Source organism: Pseudomonas sp. R5-89-07, assembly GCF_003851685.1.
GTDB lineage: Bacteria > Pseudomonadota > Gammaproteobacteria > Pseudomonadales > Pseudomonadaceae > Aquipseudomonas.
In genome coordinates this window covers 1,021,759-1,039,204 of record NZ_CP027727.1, presented here as the reverse complement: position 1 = coordinate 1,039,204, position 17,446 = coordinate 1,021,759, and the positions used below count along the sequence as shown (strand labels likewise).

The following is a 17,446-nucleotide window of genomic DNA, read 5'->3' as shown; positions in this document are numbered from 1 at the left end:
GGAGATTCCCATGTCACTGTTAGAAATCAAGAATCTCAACGTCCGCTTCGGCGACAAGACCGCCGTGCCGGTGGTCGATGGCCTGGACATTTCGGTCGACAAAGGCGAAGTACTGGCGATCGTTGGCGAGTCGGGCTCGGGTAAATCCGTGACCATGATGGCGCTGATGGGCCTGATCGAACACCCCGGCATCGTCACCGCCGACGCACTGACCTTTGACGGCAAGGACATGCTCAAGCTGAGCAACCGCCAGCGCCGCCAGATCGTCGGCAAAGACCTGGCGATGGTGTTCCAGGACCCGATGACCGCACTGAACCCCAGCTACACCGTGGGTTTCCAGATCGAAGAAGTGCTGCGCCTGCACCTGAAAATGTCCGGCAAGCAAGCGCGCAAGCGCGCCATCGAACTGTTGGAAAAGGTGGAAATCCCTGGCGCCGCCAGCCGTATGGATGCCTACCCGCACCAGCTGTCCGGCGGCATGAGCCAGCGTGTAGCTATCGCGATGGCGATTGCCGGCGAGCCGAAACTGCTGATCGCCGACGAACCGACCACGGCCCTGGACGTAACCATCCAGGCGCAGATCATGGAACTGCTGCTGGCCCTGCAGAAAGAACAGAACATGGGCCTGGTGCTGATCACTCACGACCTCGCGGTGGTGGCTGAAACCGCCCAGCGCGTCTGCGTGATGTACGCCGGCCAAGCCGTGGAAGTGGGCCAGGTGCCGCAACTGTTCGACATCCCGGCGCACCCTTACAGCGAAGCGCTGCTCAAGGCGATTCCGGAACACAGCCTGGGCGCCACGCGGCTGGCCACGCTGCCGGGCATCGTGCCGGGCCGCTATGACCGCCCGCAAGGTTGCCTGCTGTCGCCGCGTTGCCCGTACGTGCAGGATAACTGCCGCACCCAGCGTCCCGGCCTTGATCCGAAAACCAACAGCCTTGCGCGCTGCTTCTACCCCTTGAACCAGGAGGTGGCGTAATGGCCGTCGTTCTTACCGCCCGCGACCTGACCCGTCACTATGAAGTGTCCCGTGGCCTGTTCAAGGGCCACGCCACGGTGCGCGCCCTCAATGGTGTGTCCTTCGAACTGGAAGCCGGCAAGACCCTCGCCGTGGTAGGCGAGTCGGGTTGCGGCAAGTCCACCCTGGCCCGTGCCTTGACGCTGATCGAAGAGCCATCGTCCGGCTCGCTTAAAATCGCCGGCCAGGAAGTGGCCGGCGCCGACAAGGCCCAGCGCAAGCAATTGCGCAAAGACGTGCAGATGGTGTTCCAGAGCCCGTACGCCTCGTTGAACCCACGCCAGAAGGTCGGTGACCAGCTCGGCGAGCCGCTGCTGATCAACACCAACCTGTCCGCCGCCGAACGCCGCGAGAAAGTGCAGGCGATGATGAAACAAGTGGGCCTGCGCCCCGAGCATTATCAGCGCTACCCCCACATGTTCTCCGGTGGCCAGCGTCAGCGGATCGCCCTGGCCCGGGCGATGATGCTGCAACCCAAAGTGCTGGTGGCGGACGAACCGACCTCGGCGCTGGACGTGTCGATTCAGGCCCAGGTGCTCAACCTGTTCATGGACCTGCAGCAGAAATTCAACACCGCCTACGTGTTCATCTCCCACAACCTGGCGGTGGTGCAACACGTTGCCGACGACGTGATGGTGATGTACCTCGGGCGCCCGGTAGAAGTGGGCCCCAAGGAAGACATCTACGCCCGTCCCCTGCACCCGTACACCCAGGCGCTGCTGTCGGCCACGCCGACCATTCACCCGGACCCGAACAAGCCGAAGATCAAGATCGTCGGCGAGCTGCCCAACCCGCTGAACCCGCCGTCTGGCTGTGCTTTCCACAAGCGCTGCCCGTACGCCACGGCGCGTTGCAGCACCGAGGAGCCGCTGTTGCGGCCGCTGGATAACCGCCAGGTGGCTTGCCACTACGCGGAGCAATTCGTGGCCTGAGGCGAGACGATTGCCCCTGTAGGAGCGGGCTTGCTCGCGAAAAGCGCCAACGATAACGCAGGCATCCGGTTTTACGCGTTGCCCGTGCGTTCTTCGCGAGCAAGCTCGCTCCTACAGGGGGGCCTGCGGTGTAAATGAGTTTTACAGCCCTTCCCGCCCGGTTGCGCATCAGCCGGGCGGGAGGGGCTTCTTTTTGCGCAGGGTTTACGTCTGGCTGTCGCCTTCATCTTCCGGAGTGTCGCTGTCCGGCTCGTCGGTCGTCGAGTCATCGTCATCTTCGCTGCCGCCCTGGCCCTGATCGCCAGGCTCTGCCTCGGACTTGGCCAACTGCAAGTGCGTGCTCTGGGCACCCTGCGCAACCGCTGCGCCCTGCACCGGGTTCTGCGCCCAGGCTGTCGACATCCCCATGGACAACAGCACCAGCACCTTGATCAACAACACCACGCGTTGAAAAATACTCATGGTCGATTCCGTCCAGTCAGTAGGTGAACCCCTCACGACGGCGGTTACCGTCGCCAGAATGAAAGCTAGTCCGAATGTGCCGTTCTTGCCAGGTATCAGGTCTCGCCGTCGTCGAAGGTCACACTGTCTTCCCCTTCGTTGATGGGGTTTTCCGGGTCTTTGACATCTGTGGGCTGGGGCTGGGGTTGCCAGCTGCCCGAGTTGACCTCGTTCTGCTTTTTCTTGGTGACCGGACCGGTGTCTTTCCACTGGGGCGCTCCGGCGTCGGCCCATACCGGAAAGCTTGTCAGCCCCAGGGCGGCCAGCAGCACCAGGGTGATGGCACTTTGAGCATTTCGCACGGCAGTCTCCTTTACAGTCGGTGGGTAAACGCTAGACCCGAAGCAGGGTTCTCGCCAATTCATGGCGTTATGAAGATCCAAATGTGGGAGGGGGCAAGCCCTCAATAATGTAGGAGCGAGCTTGCTCGCGAAGAACTCAGGGCCCCCGCGTTTATCCAGAATGAACGCGTTGCCTGGACGTTTTTCGCGAGCAAGCTCGCTCCTACATTGAGCCACCTCCCACATTTGGGACTGCAGCGGGCATGAAAAAGGGCGAAGCCATCACAGCTTCGCCCTGTTCTTTACCGCTCAGCCCTTAATGGTGCTCACGCGTCGCCCGGAATTTCACGTCCGGCCAGCGCTCTTCCATCAGCGCCAGGTTGACCCGCGTCGGCGCCAGGTAGGTCAGGTGTCCACCGCCGTCCACCGCCAGGTTTTCCACGGCCTTGTTGGAGAACTCTTCCAGTTTCTTCTTATCGCTGCAATCGATCCAGCGCGCCGAATACACGGTGATCGGCTCGTAGGAGCACTCCACTTTGTATTCTTCCTTCAAGCGGCTGGCGACCACGTCGAACTGCAGCACACCCACGGCGCCGAGGATGATGTCGTTGCTGCGCTCGGGGAAGAACACCTGGGTGGCGCCCTCTTCCGCCAATTGCTGCAAGCCCTGGCGCAGTTGCTTGGATTTGAGCGGGTCGCGCAGGCGTACGCGGCGGAACAGTTCCGGGGCGAAGTGCGGGATACCGGTGAAGCCCAGCGCTTCGCCTTCGGTGAAGGTGTCGCCGATCTGGATGGTGCCGTGGTTGTGCAGGCCGATGATGTCGCCGGCGTAGGCTTCTTCGAGCTGTTCACGCTCGGAGGAGAAGAACGTCAGGGCATCGCCGATGCGTACGTCCTTGCCGGTGCGCACGTGGCGCATCTTCATGCCTTTTTCGTAACGGCCTGAGCAGATACGCATGAAGGCGATGCGGTCGCGGTGCTTGGGGTCCATGTTCGCCTGGATCTTGAACACAAAGCCGGTGAATTTCTCTTCAACCGGTTCGACGGTGCGCTCGTTGGCAACGCGGGCAAGGGGCTTTGGCGCCCAGTTCACGACGGCGTCGAGTACGTGATCGACACCGAAGTTGCCCAGGGCCGTCCCGAAGAACACTGGAGTCAACTGGCCGTCGAGGAATTCCTGCTGATTGAACTCATGGCAGGCGCCCTGCACCAGTTCCAGCTGATCGACAAAACGGTCGTACTCGTCGCCCAGGTGCGCACGCGCTTCGTCGGAGTCGAGCTTTTCGATGATTTTCACATCGGTGCGTTCATGGCCGTGGCCGGCGGTGTAGACAATGATGTAGTCATCGGCCAGGTGGTACACGCCCTTGAAGTCGCGGTAGCAACCAATCGGCCAGGTAATCGGCGCGGCCTTGATCTTCAGGACGGCTTCGATTTCATCCAGCAGCTCGATGGGGTCGCGGATATCGCGGTCGAGTTTGTTGATGAAGCTGACAATCGGCGTGTCGCGCAGACGGCACACGTCCATCAGCGCGATTGTGCGTGGCTCGACGCCTTTACCGCCGTCCAGGACCATCAACGCCGAGTCCACCGCGGTCAGGGTGCGGTAGGTGTCTTCGGAGAAGTCTTCGTGGCCCGGGGTATCGAGCAGGTTGATCATGTGGTCGCGATACGGGAACTGCATGACCGACGTGGTAATGGAAATACCCCGTTGCTTCTCCATCTCCATCCAGTCGGACGTGGCATGGCGGTCGGATTTGCGGGACTTCACCGTGCCGGCCACCGCGATTGCCTTGCCCATCAGCAGGAGCTTTTCGGTGATGGTGGTTTTACCGGCATCGGGGTGGGAAATAATGGCGAAAGTGCGGCGTTTCGCGACTTCGGCGGCCTGGTGGGTCATGGGAAATCGCCTGGCAGGTGAGTCAAAAAAGGGCGGCGAGTATAGCGCAAACCCCAGGCGCCGGACCACCGTTCACCCGATTGGGGGTGGCTAAATAGTGCCAAGTGTGGAACCTTTTAAAAGGTAGAGACGTCCACTCCCCTGCTAACGCACTCGGAACAGGGGCTGAAAAATCAGCAAGTTAGCCTGACGAGGCTGCGCTCATGGCTCGATCGCATACTGCATTTGCCAGTATCGGCGAGCTGCTTTTCGCGAACTCATTGCCGACAGCCAGTAATGGCATTGCCGCTCGGAAATGTGTTCGCCGACAAAAGAAAAAAGGAGTCCGCCTGTGGCTATTCGCTATGGCAAAGGGCTGATAGGAGGCGCGGTTGTCGTCGCGCTCCTGGCCCTGCTGGTCCACTGGATCGGCATCAACACGATCGAACTGTACCGCGACGATTTGTTGTTTTACCTGCAAGCTCATCTGATTCTGGTTTTAGTGTCCATGCTGGCCGCCCTGATTGTGGGCCTCCCCGCTGGCATCCTGCTCAGCCGACCGAACATGGTCGGGCGCGCAGAACGTTTCATGCAGATCTTCAATATCGGCAACACCGTCCCTCCCCTGGCCGTACTGGCCATCGCCCTCGGCGTCCTCGGCATCGGCAGCGGCCCGGCGATCTTCGCGCTGTTCCTCGCCTCCCTCCTGCCCATCGTGCGTAACACCTACGAGGGCCTGAAAAATGTGCAGGGCTCACTCAAGGAAGCCGCCACCGGCATTGGCATGACGCCGCGCCAGGTGCTGTTTCGCGTGGAGTTGCCCAACGCCGTGCCGATCATTATCGGTGGCGTGCGTGTGGCCCTGGCGATCAACGTCGGTACCGCGCCGCTGGCATTCCTGATCGGCGCCAACAGCCTCGGCAGCCTGATCTTCCCCGGCATCGCCCTGAACAATCAGCCGCAACTGCTGCTCGGCGCCGCGTGCACCGCACTGCTGGCACTGCTGCTCGATGGCCTGGTGACCCTGGCCAGCCGCCTCTGGCTGGAACGCGGGTTGCGCCCGTCTTAAGGCCTGGTAAGGAATCGACATGAAAAAACTAAGCTTGGTACTCGGCTGCGTCCTGCTGTTTGCAGGTATTGCGCAAGCCGCTGAAAAACCCCTGATCCGCATCGGCGCCCGGGTGTTCACCGAACAGACCCTGCTGGCCGAAATCACCTCCCAGTACCTGCGCACCAAGGGCTACGACGCCCAGGTGACCGGTGGCCTGGGCAGTAACCTGGCGCGCAGCGCCCAGGAAAGCGGCCAGTTGGACCTGATCTGGGAATACACCGGCGTGTCGCTGGTGGCGTACAACCACATCGACGAGAAACTCGACAGCGCCCAGTCCTACGCACGGGTGAAGGAACTCGACGCGAAAAAAGGCCTGGTCTGGCTGTCGCCGTCGCGCTTCAGCAACACCTACGCCCTGGCGTTGCCGGAGAAAGTCGCGCAGGAACATCCCGAGATCAACAGCATCAGTGACCTCACCCGCGCCATGGCCGCAGACACTAAGGAACACCGCCTGGTCGCCCTGGACACCGAGTTCGCCAACCGCTCCGACGGCCTGGCCGGCATGGTCAAGCTGTACGACATGAACCTCACGCGCAACAACACCCGGCAGATGGACGCCGGGCTGGTCTACACCGCGCTGCGCAATGGCCAAGTGTTTGCCGGTTTGGTCTACACCACCGACGGTCGCCTGAACGCCTTCAAATTGAAGCTGCTGGAGGACGACAAGCACTACTTCCCGGACTACACCGCCGCCCCGGTGATCCGCAAGGAATACCTCGACCAGCACCCGCAACTGGCCGCCGAGCTCAAGCCGCTGGCCGCGCTGTTCGATGACGAAACCATGCGCCAGCTGAATGCGCGGGTCGACGTTGGCCATGAAAGCCCGTCCGCTGTTGCCGCAGATTTCCTGCGCCAGCATCCGATCAATCAATAAGAGGAAAAGACATGGAATTTTTGAACGCCTTTTCCCACCTTGATTGGGCCCAGGTCCTGCACCTGACCTGGCAGCACATCACCCTGGTTGGCATCGCGGTTATCCTCGCGATCCTGATCGGCGTGCCCCTGGGCATCCTGATGACGCGCTTCCCCACCCTGGCCGGCCCGCTGCAGGCCAGTGCCACGGTGCTGCTGACCGTACCGTCCATCGCACTGTTCGGCCTGCTGCTGCCGTTCTATTCCAAGTTCGGCCAGGGCCTGGGGCCGATGCCGGCGATCACCGCCGTGTTCCTCTACTCGCTGTTGCCGATCATGCGTAACACCTACCTGGCGCTCACCGGTGTCGAACCGGGCATTCGCGAGGCCGCCAAAGGCATCGGCATGACCTTTGGCCAGCGCCTGCGCATGGTGGAACTGCCGATTGCGGTGCCGGTGATCCTCGCCGGCGTGCGCACTGCGGTAGTGATGAACATCGGTGTGATGACCATCGCCGCCACCATCGGCGCTGGTGGCATGGGTGTACTTATTCTGGCTTCCATCAGCCGCAGCGACATGTCGATGCTGATCGTCGGCGCCGTGCTGGTCAGTCTCCTGGCCATCTTCGCCGACCTGCTCCTGCAATGGCTGCAACGCTCGCTGACTCCAAAAGGATTGCTCAAATGATCGAACTTCAAAACCTGTCCAAGACTTTTCAAAGCAACGGCAAGACTGTTACCGCCGTCAACGATGTAAGCCTGACCGTCAACGAAGGCGAAATTTGCGTATTCCTCGGTCCTTCGGGCTGCGGCAAGAGTACGACGCTGAAAATGATCAACCGCCTGATCAAGCCCAGCTCGGGCAAGATCCTGATCAACGGCGAAGACACCACCGACCTCGACGAAGTGACCCTGCGTCGCAATATCGGCTATGTGATCCAGCAGATCGGCCTGTTCCCGAACATGACCATCGAAGAAAACATCGTGGTGGTGCCCAAGCTGCTCGGCTGGGACAAGCAGAAATGCCACGACCGTGCCCGTGAACTGATGAGCATGATCAAGCTGGAGCCCAAGCAGTACCTGCACCGCTATCCGCGTGAATTGTCGGGTGGCCAGCAACAGCGCATCGGCGTGATCCGCGCCCTGGCGGCTGATGCGCCATTGCTGCTGATGGACGAACCGTTCGGCGCGGTCGACCCGATCAACCGTGAAATGATCCAGAACGAGTTCTTCGAGATGCAACGGGCGTTGAACAAGACCGTGATCATGGTCAGCCACGACATCGACGAGGCCATCAAGCTGGGCGACAAGATTGCGATCTTCCGCGCCGGCAAGCTGCTGCAGATCGACCATCCTGATACGCTGCTGGCGCACCCGGCGGATGAGTTTGTGAGCAACTTCGTCGGCCAGGACAGCACCCTCAAGCGTCTGCTGCTGGTGAAGGCTGAAGATGCGGCAGACAACGCGCCGTCGGTGAGCCCGGAAACGCCGGTGGCCGATGCGCTGGAGCTGATGGACGAGCACGACCGCCGCTATGTGGTGGTCACCTGCGCCGAGAACAAGGCGCTAGGCTATGTACGCCGTCGCGACTTGCACCGTCAGACCGGTACCTGCGGCCAGTATCTGCGTGAGTTCAACGCCACGGCGGCGTATGACGAGCACCTGCGCATCCTGCTGTCGCGCATGTACGAGTTCAACCGTTCGTGGTTGCCGGTGATGGATGCCGAGCGAGTGTTCCTGGGTGAAGTGACCCAGGAGTCGATTGCCGAGTATTTGAGCTCCGGCAAGTCGCGTGGGGGCAAGACCAGTATCGTCTCCCCGGCCGAGACCGCCCTGGCCTGACCTGACACAACACAGCTGAAAATGTGGGAGGGGGCTTGCTCCCGATTGCGGCGGGTCAGTCACTGAAGTTTGGCTGACACACCGCTATCGGGAGCAAGCCCCCTCCCACATTTGCCCTGTGGTGAATCAGACAGGCACCCTCAATTTCCCTTCTGCGGGGAACATCAATCCGTCACACCGGTCGGTTACATAAGGAGCTGCACGCGGCTGCGCGACGAACGCGTGCAAAAACGCGACATTTTTAGTTGATCCCACGCCCGTCAAGCCCTAAAGTTCGCGCCGAACGTCCATGCTGGAAACGATCCATCCGGCTCAAGTACTGACGACGAGACAGCAAGGCCAAGGGCAGCGTAGCCCATGGCCTTTTTGCTTTCGGCGACATGCCTTGGGAAGTAGGCGAACCAAAGTGGGGATACGGAGGACGTTCAGTTGCACCCATTGATTACTACAGTTTGCCCTTAGGAGTTCCCAGCATGTCGATCAACGTCGAAGACTATTTCGCGCGCGCCACGTTTGACAAAATGAAGGCGTTCGCCGACAAACAGGAAACCCCGTTCGTGGTGATCGACACCGCGATGATCAGCCAGGCCTACGACGACCTGCGCGCCGGTTTCGAATTCGCCAAGGTGTATTACGCGGTCAAGGCCAACCCGGCCGTCGAGATCATCGACCTGTTGAAAGACAAGGGTTCGAGCTTCGACATCGCATCGATCTACGAGCTGGACAAGGTCATGGACCGCGGCGTCAGCGCCGACCGTATCAGCTACGGCAACACCATCAAGAAGTCCAAGGACATCCGCTACTTCTATGAGAAAGGCGTGCGCCTGTTCTCCACCGACTCCGAAGCCGACCTGCGCAACATCGCCAAGGCCGCGCCGGGCTCGAAAGTCTATGTGCGCATCCTCACCGAAGGCTCGACCACGGCTGACTGGCCTTTGTCGCGCAAGTTCGGCTGCCAGACCGACATGGCCATGGACCTGCTGATCCTCGCCCGTGACCTGGGCCTGGTGCCTTACGGCATCTCGTTCCACGTGGGCTCCCAGCAGCGCGACATCAGCGTGTGGGACGCGGCCATCGCCAAGGTCAAAGTGATCTTCGAGCGCCTGAAGGAAGAAGACGGCATTCACCTGAAGCTGATCAACATGGGCGGTGGCTTCCCGGCCAACTACATTACCCGCACCAACAGCCTGGAAACCTACGCGGAAGAAATCATCCGTTTCCTCAAGGAAGACTTCGGTGACGACCTGCCGGAAATCATCCTGGAACCCGGCCGTTCGCTGATCGCCAACGCCGGTATCCTGGTCAGCGAAGTGGTGCTGGTGGCGCGTAAGTCGCGCACCGCCGTCGAGCGCTGGGTGTACACGGATGTGGGCAAGTTCTCCGGCCTGATCGAAACCATGGACGAAGCCATCAAGTTCCCGATCTGGACCGAGAAGAAAGGCGAGATGGAAGAAGTGGTCATCGCCGGCCCGACTTGCGACAGCGCCGACATCATGTACGAAAACTACAAGTACGGCCTGCCGCTGAACCTGGCGATTGGTGACCGTTTATACTGGCTGTCGACCGGTGCCTACACCACCAGCTACAGCGCAGTTGAGTTCAACGGGTTTCCGCCGTTGAAGTCGTTTTATGTTTAAGAGCAGCGGTAAGTTTTAAGCTGCAAGCTGCAAGAAATAGCCCATGACCTGTCATGGGCTTTTTTGTGCGCGCTACTAAGTTTCAGCGGTCCTCGCGAACGTGCCATAACCGTAAAACATAAAGTGTGGACTGTTGAATTTCGTAGCGCATTTCGTAATGGCCGACCAAAACTCTTCTTACGTCTCGCGGCGAAAACTCTTCAATTCTTTCCCCGATACGCGGATTACTGAGCAATATACTCGGCGCCTGGGACAGTGACTGCACGGTGCGGGCGGCAGCTTGGCGGTTCACTACAGAGAGAAAGTCATACAATCGAGCCAAGTCGGATAAAGCTTTGTTTGTCCACTTCAGCTCCATCAGCGCGGAACCGGCAGCGGCGAGTCCGTACCCAGGCTGTCAGCCCAAGCCTGCACTGCCTGATGATCAATCACGCGACCCGCATCGACATCCGCCATCGCCTCAAGCGTCAAACGACTGCGCTCTTCCTCTTGATCGACCCAATCGGCAAGCGCTTGCTTCACCACCCATCCACGCGAGCGGTCCATGCGCGCGGCCATCTGGTCGACTTTCTGAGCGAGAGCGGTGGGAATGTGAGCGGTCATTACTTTGGTGTCGGCACCCATGAAGACGCTCCTCGGGGATATCTGGCGCAAGTGATTGAATATGATTCAAGCTTAATCATAGTGATTTAACTTGGGGCAACAACCTCGATTCATCGCCGTTCATCGACTTTGTTCCAGAGAGCCGTTTCCAGTTGGTCTGCGTGTTCTTGGTAAACCTGTGCCATCGCACGAACGCGTGGATCATCGGCAGACGCCAATGCATTAGAGGAGACTCGCAGGAACTTGAGATTCCCACCTGCCAGCGCCTTGTACAACCACTCCAGGGCCGCTTCGATTTGGCCACTGTCCGCCAACACCGCCGCATAACTGAACTGCCCACGAAAATCCCCGGCCTCGGCTGAACGCCGGTACCACTCTACGGCCGCGTCAAAATCCCTTGGGCAATATTGCCCATCCTCCAGATAACGCCCCACCAGGTTCATCGACTTGGCATGGCCCTGCTCTGCCGCCTGGCGATAAAGCATCAGCGCTTGGGCCTGATCTTGCACAACGCCACGACCGGTCGCCAATAGATTGGCATAGTTGTACTGCCCCCAATCCAACCCGGCCTCTGCTGCCAGCCGGTATTCCCGCGCAGCCGCCGCCTCATCGGCCGCACAGCCCCAACCGTGCTCCAGGCAACGCCCGGCCATATTGCGCGCCATCAAGTGCCCAACCTGCGCGGCAATACGGAACCAGCGCAGCGCCAGCGCTTCATCGCGGGCGATGCCTCGCCCTTCCAGCAGGATCTGCCCGAGCAGGGCCTGGGCATCGACCACACCTTCCCTGGCCGCGATCAGGATCGCCTGGGCGGCGCGCACCGGGGAATCATCGAGCATCGATTGCAATTGTTCGACATTGAGCACTTCCTGGCGACGCAGCAGGAACCCCATCTCAGACCTCGACCCAGCGACGCAACAGGTTGTGATAGGTACCCGTAAGCTGGATCAGCGCCGGGTGGTCGGGCACGTCGCGGCTCAGTTGCTGGATGGCGCCGTCCATTTCGAACAGCAGGGTGCGTTGACTGTCTTCACGCACCAGGCTTTGGGTCCAGAAGAACGAGGCGTAGCGCGCACCGCGGGTCACCGCGTTGACCTTGTGCAGGCTGGAGCCGGGGTACAGCACCATGTCGCCGGCGGGAAGCTTGACGCGCTGCAGGCCGAAGGTGTCCTGGATTTCCAGTTCGCCGCCGTCGTATTCGTCGGGGTCGCTGAAGAACAGCGTGGATGACAGGTCGGTGCGCACTCGCTCGTGACTGCCTTTGGGTTGGCGCACGGCGTTGTCGATATGGAAGTCAAAACTGCCGCCGGCGGTGTAACAGTTGAGCAACGGCGGAAACACCTTGTGCGGTAACGCCGCTGACATAAACAGCGGGTTGCTCCACAAGCGCTCGAGCATCGCCGCGCCGATTTCCTTGGCCAACGGATGGCCTTCGGGCAATTGCAGGTTGTGTTTGGCCTTGGCCGATTGATGCCCGGCGGTGACTTTGCCGTCGGCCCATTCGGCCTCTTCCAGGGCTTGGCGAATGCGCTGCACCTCCTCGCGAGAGAACAGGCCGGGAATGTGCAGCAACATGGGGCAATACCTGAGATCGGAAAGGCGCCAATGGTATTGATTCTTATCCTCCCTGTAAAACGCCGGGACGAACCAGCGCGCAAAAACCGTAAGGCGAAAGTGTAAAGAATGTAAATTCAATGCGAATAGCAATGTATCGCAATTGATAGAAAGTCTTGTTACCCCTATATTCCGCGACCTCACATCCTTGGGGAAAGGACACGTCATGTCGCGCACTAAACCAACAACAACCGCCAGTTCACCACGCATGCTGGCTTCGGCCATCGGCGTTGCCCTCAGCGCCAGCTCTGCCGCCCATTTGGCGCAGGCGGCTGAAAACACCGAACCACAAGGCGAGCGCACCCCTATCTCCCTCGGCGCTACCAACATCACCGGCCAGGAGCAGGACACCCCCTCCTACCAGGTAGAAAAAGCCTCTTCGCAGAAATACACCGCACCGCTGGTAGACACCCCGCGCTCGGTCACCGTGGTCCCGCAGCAAGTGCTCAAGGACACCGCCGCCACCTCGCTACAGGATGCCTTGCGCACCGTACCGGGCATTACCTTCGGCGCCGGTGAAGGCGGCAACCCCCAGGGCGACCGTCCATTCATCCGCGGTTTCGACGCCCAGGGCGACACCTACCTGGACGGCGTGCGCGATACCGGCGGCCAGAGTCGTGAGATTTTCGACATCGAATCCATCGAGGTCAGCAAGGGCCCGAACTCGTCGTTCGGCGGTCGCGGCTCAGCCGGTGGCAGCCTCAACCTGGTGAGCAAAACCCCGCAGGCGCGGGATTTCACCAACGGCGGCTTCACCTACGGTTCCGACCAGACGCGCCGCTATGTGCTGGACGTGAACCGCCAGTTCCTCGACGACAGCGCTGCATTCCGCCTGAACCTGATGAGCCACGAACAGAACGTAGCCGGTCGCGATGCGATCAATTACGACCGTTGGGGCGTGGCACCGTCGCTGACCTTCGGCCTGGGCACACCGACCCGCGTCAACCTCAGCTACTACCACATGGAAAGCGACGACCTGCCGGATTCGGGTGTCCCGTATGGCTACGGTTCGGCGACCGCCACGGCCCACGTGCACGACAAACCCAACGACGGCGGCGACAGCAACAATTTCTACGGGTTGAAAAGCCGCGATTTCCGCAAGACCCGCGCCGACATCAGCACCTTCTCCATCGAGCATGACCTGAACGACAACATGACGCTGAAAAACACCCTGCGCCACGGCAGCACCGGCCAGGACTACGTGCTCACCCAACCGGATGACAGCAAGCTCAACGTCAACAAGTTCGGCACCGTGTGGCGCCGCGCCAACACCCGCGTATCCACTACCACCACGACCACCAACCAGACCGACCTGTTCGGCAGTTTCCAGGCACTGGGGTTCAAGAACACCTACTCCACCGGCCTGGAATTCACCGGTGAAGAAACCCGTGTCAGCGGCTACACCGTCAGCCCCAACGCCAACCCGATATGCACCGTGGCCAAGGGCAGCCTGGGCGGCCAGTGCACTTCGCTGAGCAACCCGAACCCGGACGATGCCTGGAACGGCAGCGTCGCGCGCAACTACAACGGCACCAACACCAAGGCCACCAGCCGCGCCGCCTATGTGTTCGACACCATCGAGCTGGACCCGAAATGGCTGTTGAACGTGGGCCTGCGCTACGACACGTTCGACACCGAGGCCAACACCAACGCCGTGCCAAGTGCGACCGTGAAAGCCCGCAGCAAAATCAAGGATGACAGTCAGTTCTTCAACTGGCAGGCAGGCCTGGTGTGGAAGCCTTTGGACAATGGCAGCATCTACGCCTCCTATGCGACATCGGCCACGCCGGCCGGCGGCCTGGTGGGCGAAGGTTCCGACGGCAACCCGCTGTCTGCCGGTGCCGCCACCAGCGACCTGCAGCCGGAAGAAACCGTCAACTATGAGCTGGGCACCAAGTGGGACCTGTTCCACGACCGCCTGTCCCTGACCGCTGCCGTGTTCCGCACCGAGAAGAAAAACACCCGCGTGCTGGTGGATGCGCTCACCTACGAGAACGCCGGCGAATCCCAGGTCGACGGCGTCGAATTGTCGGCCAGCGGCAAGCTGACCGAGCACTGGCAAGTGTTCGCCGGGTACACCTACCTGGACAGCGAACTGGTCAAATCCGGTCTCAACGGGCGTAACGGTGTGGTGAGCGCCGGTTCCAACAAAGGCAACCAGATGCCCAACACGCCGAAGAACTCCTTCAGCCTGTGGACCACCTACGACATCACGCCCAAGCTGACAGTCGGCGGCGGCGCCTTCTACGTCGACGAGGTTTACGGGGATGCGGGCAACACCGTGTACGTGCCGTCCTACACCCGCTACGACGCCATGGCCAGCTACAAGCTGACCAAGAACGTCGACCTGCAGTTGAATGTGCAGAACCTGACCGACAAAACCTACTACGACAAGGCCTTCTCCACGCACTTCGCCAACCAGGCGGCCGGTCGTACGGCGTTGTTGACTACCAGCTTCCACTTCTAACCGCGGCCCAGGTTCAGCCCCAAGCCCCACGCATCGAATGCGCGGGGCTTTTGCGTGTTTCCCGGCAACTCACGGCATAATGCGCGCCGTGACACCTATATCCAGCTAAGCGAGGCGCTCCGACGTGTTGAAGAAAACCCTGTTCCAGTTGCATTGGTTCTTCGGCATCACGGCCGGGCTGGTGCTGGCCTTGATGGGGGTCACCGGGGCTGCGTACTCCTTCCAGGATGAAATCCTGCGGGCGCTCAACCCCACGGTCTTGAACGTGCAAAAACGTGAGGCGGGTGTACTACCGCCCGCCGAGCTGGTACGTAAGCTGGAAGCTACCGAAGGCAAGACCGTCGCGATGCTGTGGGTGGAAAGCGAAAGCGGCAACGCCGGCCGTGTGTCCTTCACCCCACCACCGGGCGAGCGCCGTGGCCAGATGCGCTACTTCGACCCTTACACCGGCGATTACGTGGGTGACGCCATCGGCCAGGATGTCTTCGGCTTTATCCTGCAGTTGCACCGTTTCCTCGCCATGGGCGACACCGGACGCAACATCACCGGCGCCTGCACCCTGATCCTGCTGTTCTTCTGCCTTTCCGGCCTGTACCTGCGCTGGCCGCGCCAGGTCGCCAACTGGCGCGTGTGGTTGACCCTGGACTGGCGCAAAAAGGGCCGCAGCTTCAATTGGGACCTGCACTCGGTGTTCGGCACCTGGTGCCTGCTGTTCTACCTGCTGGCCGCGCTGACCGGGCTGTATTGGTCCTACGACTGGTTCAACCGTGGCGTGACCCAACTGCTCTCCGATGCGCCGCAGAACGAGCGCATGCGCAAGCGCGGCCCGCCGCCCGCAGGCCCGGCACCCGTGGCCAACTACGAAGCGATGTGGAGCAGCATCTACAGCAACGCCGGCCCGGGCTTGAGCGCCTACAACATCCGCATGCCGGCCGTCGCCGGGCAACCGGCCACCGTGTTTTACCTGCTGGAAGACTCGCCCCATGACCGTGCGCTGAACCAGATCAACCTGGACCCGGCCACCGGCGAGGTCAAATCCCATGACCGCTACGCCAGCAAAAGCTACAAGGCGCAGTTGCTGACCAGCGTCTATGCGCTGCACACCGGCAGCTACTGGGGCTTGGTGGGACGGATCGTGCTCACCGTGAGCGCGTTGTGCATGCCACTGTTCTTCATTACCGGCTGGCTGCTCTACCTTGATCGACGCCGCAAGAAACGTCAGGTCAGGGACGCGCGCAAGGGTCTGGACGCCCACGCCAGCGATACCCCGGCCTGGTTGATCGGCTTTGCCAGCCAGAGCGGTTTCGCCGAACAATTGGCCTGGCAGACGGCCGGGCAGTTGCAGGCGGCAGGATTGCCAGTGAAGGTTCAGCCCCTGGGCAGCCTTAGCCAGCACGACCTGAGCCAGTCGGAAAATGCGCTGTTCGTGGTCAGCACGTTCGGCGACGGTGAAGCGCCCGACAGCGCTCGTGGCTTTGAACGCAGCGTGCTGGGCCAGGATGTGTCGCTCAAGGGTATGAATTACTCGGTGCTGGCCTTGGGTGATCGGCAGTACGAGCACTTCTGCGGCTTTGCCCGGCGCCTGCATTTCTGGCTGACCCACCAGGGCGGCAACCCGCTGTTTGCGCCGGTGGAAGTCGACAGCGGCGATGCCGACGCCTTGCTGACCTGGCAACAACAGCTCGGCCAGCTCACCGGTCACGCGCCGGCTGCGGCTTGGCAAGCAGCCCGGTTTGAAACCTGGACCCTGAGCCAACGCAGCCTGCTCAACCCTGGCAGCGTCGGTTCCGCCGTGTACCTGCTGGGCCTCACGCCGTCCGCACCGGTCAGTTGGCTGGCCGGTGACCTGGTGGAAGTCCTGCCGCGCAATGGCCCGCAGGCCGTCGAACACTTCCTGGAAGGGCTCGGCCTCGCGGGCAGCGACGGCGTGTTGATCGAGAGCCTTTCGCAAACGCTCAACCAGGCCCTGGCCACGCGCCAACTGCCGGAGAACCGTACGCACCTGGTCGGCCTGCACGCCCAGGCCCTGGTCGATGCGCTGATACCGCTGAGCCTGCGGGAATACTCCATCGCCTCGATTGCCAGCGACGGCGTGCTGGAGCTGATCGTGCGCCAGGAGCGGCATGCAAATGGCAGCCTCGGCCTGGGTTCCGGCTGGCTGACCGAACACGCCGCCATCGGCGCGGGCATCAGCCTGCGCCTGCGCCGCAACAGTGGCTTCCACCTGCCCGATGCGCCGGTGCCGCTGATCCTGCTGGGCAACGGCACTGGCCTGGCCGGCCTGCGCAGCTTGCTCAAGGCGCGCATTGCCGACGGTCAGCAGCGTAACTGGCTGCTGTTTGGCGAACGCCATATCGCTCACGACTATTTGTGCCAGGAAGAACTGCAAGGCTGGCTGGCCAGCGGTGACCTGGCCCTGCTGGACCTGGCGTTCTCGCGGGACCAGGCCGAGAAAATCTACGTGCAGGATCGCCTGCGTGAGTCGGCGGATGTGTTGCGCAGATGGCTGGCCGAAGGTGCAGCGATTTATGTGTGCGGCAGTTTGCAGGGAATGGCCACAGGTGTGGATCAGGCGCTGGTGGATATCCTCGGCAGTGAAGCGGTGGAGCGCCTGATCGAACAAGGCCGCTATCGCCGGGATGTGTACTGAAAAAAACACCGTAACCCCTGTAGGAGCGAGCTTGCTCGCGAAAAACACCCAGGCAACGCG

16 protein-coding genes are annotated in these 17,446 nt (G+C 61.2%); 9 read left to right on the top strand and 7 right to left on the bottom strand.

Features of this window, described 5'->3' with window-relative positions; all coding sequences use genetic code 11:
* Nucleotides 1-10: 10 nt before the first annotated feature.
* Together C4J94_RS04650 and C4J94_RS04645 are read left to right on the top strand one after the other, a co-directional pair.
* Nucleotides 11-979 (top strand): ABC transporter ATP-binding protein, encoded by a 969-nt coding sequence (locus C4J94_RS04650; RefSeq protein WP_124385117.1) that lies wholly within the window; start codon nt 11-13, stop codon nt 977-979.
* The gene (locus C4J94_RS04645) at nt 979-1,950 is read left to right on the top strand and encodes a peptide ABC transporter ATP-binding protein (protein ID WP_124385116.1); all 972 of its coding nucleotides are present in this window, start codon (nt 979-981) and stop codon (nt 1,948-1,950) included. Before C4J94_RS04650 ends, C4J94_RS04645 begins: the two co-directional genes overlap by 1 nt.
* Nucleotides 1,951-2,154: 204 nt before the next feature.
* Here the strand turns inward: C4J94_RS04645 and C4J94_RS04640 are convergent, their stop codons facing one another.
* From C4J94_RS04640 to C4J94_RS04630, 3 genes are all read right to left on the bottom strand, one after another.
* Nucleotides 2,155-2,412 carry a hypothetical protein gene (locus tag C4J94_RS04640; RefSeq protein ID WP_124385115.1) on the bottom strand — a complete coding sequence of 86 codons (258 nt, stop codon included), beginning with the start codon at nt 2,410-2,412 and terminating at the stop codon, nt 2,155-2,157.
* A 95-nt stretch (nt 2,413-2,507) separates the two neighbouring features.
* Nucleotides 2,508-2,753 (bottom strand): hypothetical protein, encoded by a 246-nt coding sequence (locus C4J94_RS04635; RefSeq protein WP_124385114.1) that lies wholly within the window; start codon nt 2,751-2,753, stop codon nt 2,508-2,510.
* A 295-nt stretch (nt 2,754-3,048) separates the two neighbouring features.
* On the bottom strand, nt 3,049-4,632 hold the full coding sequence (locus C4J94_RS04630) for a peptide chain release factor 3 (protein WP_124385113.1): 1,584 nt from the start codon (nt 4,630-4,632) through the stop codon (nt 3,049-3,051).
* A gap of 331 nt (nt 4,633-4,963) precedes the next feature.
* On the opposite strand from C4J94_RS04630, the gene C4J94_RS04625 reads away from it, so the two are divergent.
* The 5 genes from C4J94_RS04625 (at nt 4,964) to C4J94_RS04605 (ending at nt 10,052) form a co-directional block, all read left to right on the top strand.
* Entirely contained in the window at nt 4,964-5,680 is a 717-nt protein-coding gene (locus C4J94_RS04625; RefSeq protein WP_124385112.1) for an ABC transporter permease, read from the top strand.
* A gap of 19 nt (nt 5,681-5,699) precedes the next feature.
* Nucleotides 5,700-6,596, top strand: a complete 897-nt coding sequence (locus tag C4J94_RS04620) for a glycine betaine ABC transporter substrate-binding protein (protein ID WP_124385111.1) — start codon at nt 5,700-5,702, stop codon at nt 6,594-6,596.
* A gap of 11 nt (nt 6,597-6,607) precedes the next feature.
* Entirely contained in the window at nt 6,608-7,261 is a 654-nt protein-coding gene (locus C4J94_RS04615; RefSeq protein ID WP_124385110.1) for an ABC transporter permease, read from the top strand.
* Nucleotides 7,258-8,415, top strand: a complete 1,158-nt coding sequence (locus tag C4J94_RS04610; protein WP_005784718.1) for a betaine/proline/choline family ABC transporter ATP-binding protein — start codon at nt 7,258-7,260, stop codon at nt 8,413-8,415. The genes C4J94_RS04615 and C4J94_RS04610 overlap by 4 nt, the downstream gene beginning before the upstream one ends.
* Before the next feature lie 473 nt (nt 8,416-8,888).
* Nucleotides 8,889-10,052 carry a type III PLP-dependent enzyme gene (locus tag C4J94_RS04605; RefSeq protein ID WP_014716890.1) on the top strand — a complete coding sequence of 388 codons (1,164 nt, stop codon included), beginning with the start codon at nt 8,889-8,891 and terminating at the stop codon, nt 10,050-10,052.
* 82 nt (nt 10,053-10,134) lie between these two features.
* On the opposite strand, the gene C4J94_RS04600 is transcribed toward C4J94_RS04605, so the two are convergent.
* The 4 genes from C4J94_RS04600 to C4J94_RS04585 all read right to left on the bottom strand — a co-directional run bounded on the left by C4J94_RS04600 (nt 10,135) and on the right by C4J94_RS04585 (nt 12,230).
* A complete protein-coding gene (locus tag C4J94_RS04600) occupies nt 10,135-10,410 on the bottom strand; it encodes a type II toxin-antitoxin system RelE/ParE family toxin (protein WP_218566818.1) in 276 nt (91 codons plus the stop codon).
* Nucleotides 10,410-10,676, bottom strand: a complete 267-nt coding sequence (locus C4J94_RS04595) for a CopG family ribbon-helix-helix protein (protein ID WP_124385109.1) — start codon at nt 10,674-10,676, stop codon at nt 10,410-10,412. Before C4J94_RS04595 ends, C4J94_RS04600 begins: the two co-directional genes overlap by 1 nt.
* 89 nt (nt 10,677-10,765) lie before the next feature.
* Nucleotides 10,766-11,548 carry a tetratricopeptide repeat protein gene (locus tag C4J94_RS04590; protein WP_124385108.1) on the bottom strand — a complete coding sequence of 261 codons (783 nt, stop codon included), beginning with the start codon at nt 11,546-11,548 and terminating at the stop codon, nt 10,766-10,768.
* Nucleotide 11,549: 1 nt separating this feature from the next.
* Nucleotides 11,550-12,230 carry a Fe2+-dependent dioxygenase gene (locus C4J94_RS04585; protein WP_124385107.1) on the bottom strand — a complete coding sequence of 227 codons (681 nt, stop codon included), beginning with the start codon at nt 12,228-12,230 and terminating at the stop codon, nt 11,550-11,552.
* A gap of 205 nt (nt 12,231-12,435) precedes the next feature.
* On the opposite strand from C4J94_RS04585, the gene C4J94_RS04580 reads away from it, so the two are divergent.
* On the top strand, nt 12,436-14,736 hold the full coding sequence (locus C4J94_RS04580) for a TonB-dependent siderophore receptor (RefSeq protein WP_124385106.1): 2,301 nt from the start codon (nt 12,436-12,438) through the stop codon (nt 14,734-14,736).
* A gap of 124 nt (nt 14,737-14,860) precedes the next feature.
* On the top strand, nt 14,861-17,386 hold the full coding sequence (locus C4J94_RS04575; protein WP_124385105.1) for a sulfite reductase flavoprotein subunit alpha: 2,526 nt from the start codon (nt 14,861-14,863) through the stop codon (nt 17,384-17,386).
* Nucleotides 17,387-17,446 lie beyond the last annotated feature (60 nt).